This window comes from uncultured Sphingomonas sp., assembly GCF_964235535.1.
Lineage (GTDB): Bacteria > Pseudomonadota > Alphaproteobacteria > Sphingomonadales > Sphingomonadaceae > Sphingomonas.
The window spans coordinates 1-3,276 of the sequence record NZ_CAXSBH010000102.1 but is presented as its reverse complement, the minus strand read 5'-3'; the positions used below and the strand labels follow the sequence as shown (position 1 = coordinate 3,276).

The 3,276-nt window shown below is 70.3% G+C and carries 4 protein-coding genes and 1 pseudogene; 2 read left to right on the top strand and 3 right to left on the bottom strand.

Annotated elements, in window-relative coordinates:
* Positions 1-671, top strand: a 671-nt coding sequence (locus ACFE7F_RS15740) for a 3-dehydroquinate synthase family protein (RefSeq protein WP_375404791.1), incomplete at its 5' end; no start/stop codon positions are given.
* Complete coding sequence (locus tag ACFE7F_RS15735) at positions 671-811, top strand: DUF2256 domain-containing protein (protein WP_375404790.1); 141 nt, start codon at positions 671-673, stop codon at positions 809-811. The genes ACFE7F_RS15740 and ACFE7F_RS15735, both read left to right, overlap by 1 nt.
* 155 nt (positions 812-966) lie before the next feature.
* Here the strand turns inward: ACFE7F_RS15735 and ACFE7F_RS15730 are convergent, their stop codons facing one another.
* From ACFE7F_RS15730 to ACFE7F_RS15720, 3 genes and pseudogenes are all read right to left on the bottom strand, one after another.
* Positions 967-1,293 (bottom strand): DUF423 domain-containing protein, encoded by a 327-nt coding sequence (locus ACFE7F_RS15730; RefSeq protein WP_375404789.1) that lies wholly within the window; start codon positions 1,291-1,293, stop codon positions 967-969.
* 2 nt (positions 1,294-1,295) lie between these two features.
* Positions 1,296-3,053, bottom strand: coding sequence for a cation:proton antiporter (locus ACFE7F_RS15725; RefSeq protein ID WP_375404788.1), 1,758 nt, complete (start codon positions 3,051-3,053; stop codon positions 1,296-1,298).
* Positions 3,053-3,276, bottom strand: a pseudogene (locus tag ACFE7F_RS15720) (iron-sulfur cluster assembly scaffold protein); the annotation flags it as partial. The gene ACFE7F_RS15725 and the pseudogene ACFE7F_RS15720, both read right to left, overlap by 1 nt.

The following is a 3,276-nucleotide window of genomic DNA, read 5'->3' as shown; positions in this document are numbered from 1 at the left end:
AGACCGGCATCAACGCGCGCGCGGGCAAGAACCTGATCGGCGCGTTCCACCAACCGCGCCTCGTCCTGATCGACCCGGAAGTGCTGGGCACCCTCCCCCCGCGCGAACTCCGCGCCGGCTATGCCGAAGTCGTCAAATACGGCCTGATCGACGACCCCGACTTCTTCGCCTGGTGCGAAGCAAACGGCCCCGCGCTCCTGGCGGGCGATACGGAAACCCGTGCCTACGCCATAGCCCACTCGGTCGCATCCAAGGCGCGGATCGTCGCCGCGGACGAGCACGAGACCACCGGCGTCCGTGCGCTCCTCAATCTCGGCCACACCTTCGGCCACGCGCTCGAGGCGGAGGCCGGGTTCGACGGCACGCTCCTGCACGGCGAGGCCGTCGCCGCGGGCTGCGCGCTCGCCTTCCGCTATTCGGTCCGCCGCGGCTTCTGTCCGCCTGCCGACGCCGAGCGCGTCGCCGGCCACCTTCGCGCGGTCGGCCTGCCGGACGGCCTCACCGGCGTCACCGCGTCGAGCGGAAGTCTGGTCGACCACATGCGCCACGATAAAAAGGCGAGCGGCGGCGTCCTCCCCTTCCTCCTCACGCGCGGGATCGGCGGCGCATACCTCGACCGCACGGTCGACTTGGCCGACATAGCCGCCTTCCTCGACGAGGAGCCCCGCTAGTGCCCAACGGCGTGAAGAAGCAGAACCTCCCGACGAAGACGTGCCCCGCCTGCGACCGCCCCTTCACCTGGCGCAAGAAATGGGCCCGCGACTGGGACAGCGTGATCTACTGCTCCGACGCCTGCCGCAAGAAACGCTGACCTTCCCCAATCCTCCCCCGGAGGGGGAGGGGGACCGCCGGCCCGCTTGGGCCGGTGGTGGAGGGGTAACTCCCCACAAACCGAAGCCTGTGATCGTCGAGAGCTACCCCTGCGTCACGCCTACGGCGCGCCACCTTCCCTTTCAGGGGAGGATTTCACCCCCGCACCCCCGACCACGCCAGCCACGCCCAACCCCCGATCAGCAACAACCCCCCGATCGGCGTCACCGCGCCCAGCCATTTCGGGGCGCCCGCCGCCATCAGGTACAGCGTCCCCGCGAATACCGCTCCGCCCGCCACGAACGCCCACGCCGCCCCGCGCGCGCCCATGCCCATCGCGACCAGCGCGGCGACCGCGTGGACCAGTTGATACTGCGCACCCGTGCTCAGCCACTCGGCCGCCTTGCCCTGAGCGCCGTGCGCTCCGTATGCGCCCGCCGCGACCGCGACCGCGCCCGACAGCGCCGCCAGAAGCTGCAGCATGTTCAACTCTCCCCCGCCAATTCCCGGTTCTCCGTGATGATCCGCTCGATCCCCGCGCGAAGGTCGCCCGTGTCCGACTGTTCCCTCAGCCGCTCCTCGTCGCGGCGGCGGTACTCATGCTCGACCCGGTCGATATCGTCGTCGTCGATCTCCAGCGCCCCCATCGCCATGCGCGCCATGCACACCGCCGACTCGATCACCTCCCGCACGGCGCCCGCGACCGGGCCGCCCGCGATCCTGATCATGCTGCGCCGATCGTACGCGCGTACGAACACCGACGCGCCCGGGAATGCCGCCGCCACGCCGTGCAGGAAATCCGCATCGATCGCGTCGCCGTCCGGGCAGAACATCAGCAGCTGCGCCTCCGCCGCCCCCGCCTGGCGGAGCAGGTCCATTCGCGTCCCGTCGCCGTAATAGACCTTCGCGCCGAATGACCCCGCCGTCTCGATCATCTCGGGATCCTGGTCGATCAGCGTGACCTTGATGCGTTGCAGGATCAGCATCTGCGCCACCGTCTGCCCGAACCGGCCGTAGCCGATCACCAGCGCGCTCGCCCCGTCGCTGGACGGACCCTCCGGCATCTCGTCGTCGGCGCGCCTGGGCTCCGCCCGGATCCGCCCGGTGTATCGCATCAGGAACGGCGTGAACGCCATCGACACCGTCACCACCGCCCCGAACAGCGACGCGGTCGCTGGCTCGATCAGCAACCCCGCCTGCGCCTGCGTGAACAGCACGAACCCGAATTCACCGCCCTGGCTGAGCAACAGGCCGAGCGCCAGCGCCTCGCGCCACCCCATGCGGAACGCCAGCCCCAGCGCAAAGATCACCCCCGTCTTCACGCCGATCACCGCCACCGCCATGCCCAGCACGAACAACGGTCGATCGGCGATCGCGCCGAGATCGAGCATCATTCCCACCGCCAGGAAGAACAGCCCCAGCAGCACCGACCGGAACGGCTCGACGTCCGCCTCCAGCTCGTGCCGGTACGGGCTGTCGGCCAGCATGACGCCCGCGATGAACGCGCCGAGCGCGGTCGACAGCCCCAGCGACGCCATAAGGGCCGCGCTCGCGACGACGGTGAACAGCCCGGCGAACACGAACATCTCGCGCTCGCCAAGCCTTCCGATCAGCCGGAACAACGGCCGAAGCAGGAACCGCCCCGCGAGCACCAGTCCGATCACGGCCGTCAACGTCTGAACGCCCACCACCCAGCCCGGCGTCGCGTCCAGGTTGGCGGGCGCACGGCTCATCGCCGCCAGGATCGCTATCAGCGGCACGATCGACAGGTCCTGGAACAGCAGCACGGAAAACGCCCGCTCGCCGAACGGCGTCCGGAGCCGCCCGACAGATTGCAGCATCGGGAGCACCTGCGCCGTCGACGACAGCGCCAGCGGCAAACCCAGCGCGAGCGCCGCGGCGGGCGAGAAGCGCGCCAGCATCAGCACCCCCATCAACCCCACGCCGCACAGCACCACCTGCAGCAGCCCCAGTCCGAATATGTCGTGCTTGAGCCTCCATAGCCGCTGCGGATTGAGCTCCAGCCCGACCAGGAACAGCAGCAACGTGATCCCGAACTCGGCGAACCCGAGCATCGACTCCGCCCCGCCGACCAGCCCCAGCACATGCGGCCCGACGACCGCCCCCGCGACCAGATAACCCAGCGTCGCCCCCAGCCCCAGCCTCCTGAACAGCAGTACGCACGCCAGCCCGAACGCGAGCAGGATCGCTCCGTCGCGCAGCATGCCGGGTCCGTGCTCCATCAGGCGGCGACCGCCTTGGCCGACGCCAGCTCCGCCGCTTCGGCCGCCGCCTCGAACGCCAACCGGATCGAGGCGTGTCGCGCCGTATGCGGCCGCGCGGGCTCGAACACGCCGAGCCCCGGCCAGTCCGGTGCGTCGCCACCCTCGGCCAGCCACCGCGAAAGCGCATCGCGCGCATCCGTCAGCTCCTCCGGCGTCCGTCCCACGACCGAGTTCGCGAGCA

Excerpts from the sequence above, each read along its gene's own strand:
- ACFE7F_RS15730 (WP_375404789.1), bottom strand. The coding sequence starts at position 1,293 with ATGCTGCAGCTTCTGGCGGCGCTGTCGGGCGCGGTCGCGGTCGCGGCG.
- ACFE7F_RS15725 (WP_375404788.1), bottom strand. The coding sequence starts at position 3,053 with ATGGAGCACGGACCCGGCATGCTGCGCGACGGAGCGATCCTGCTCGCG.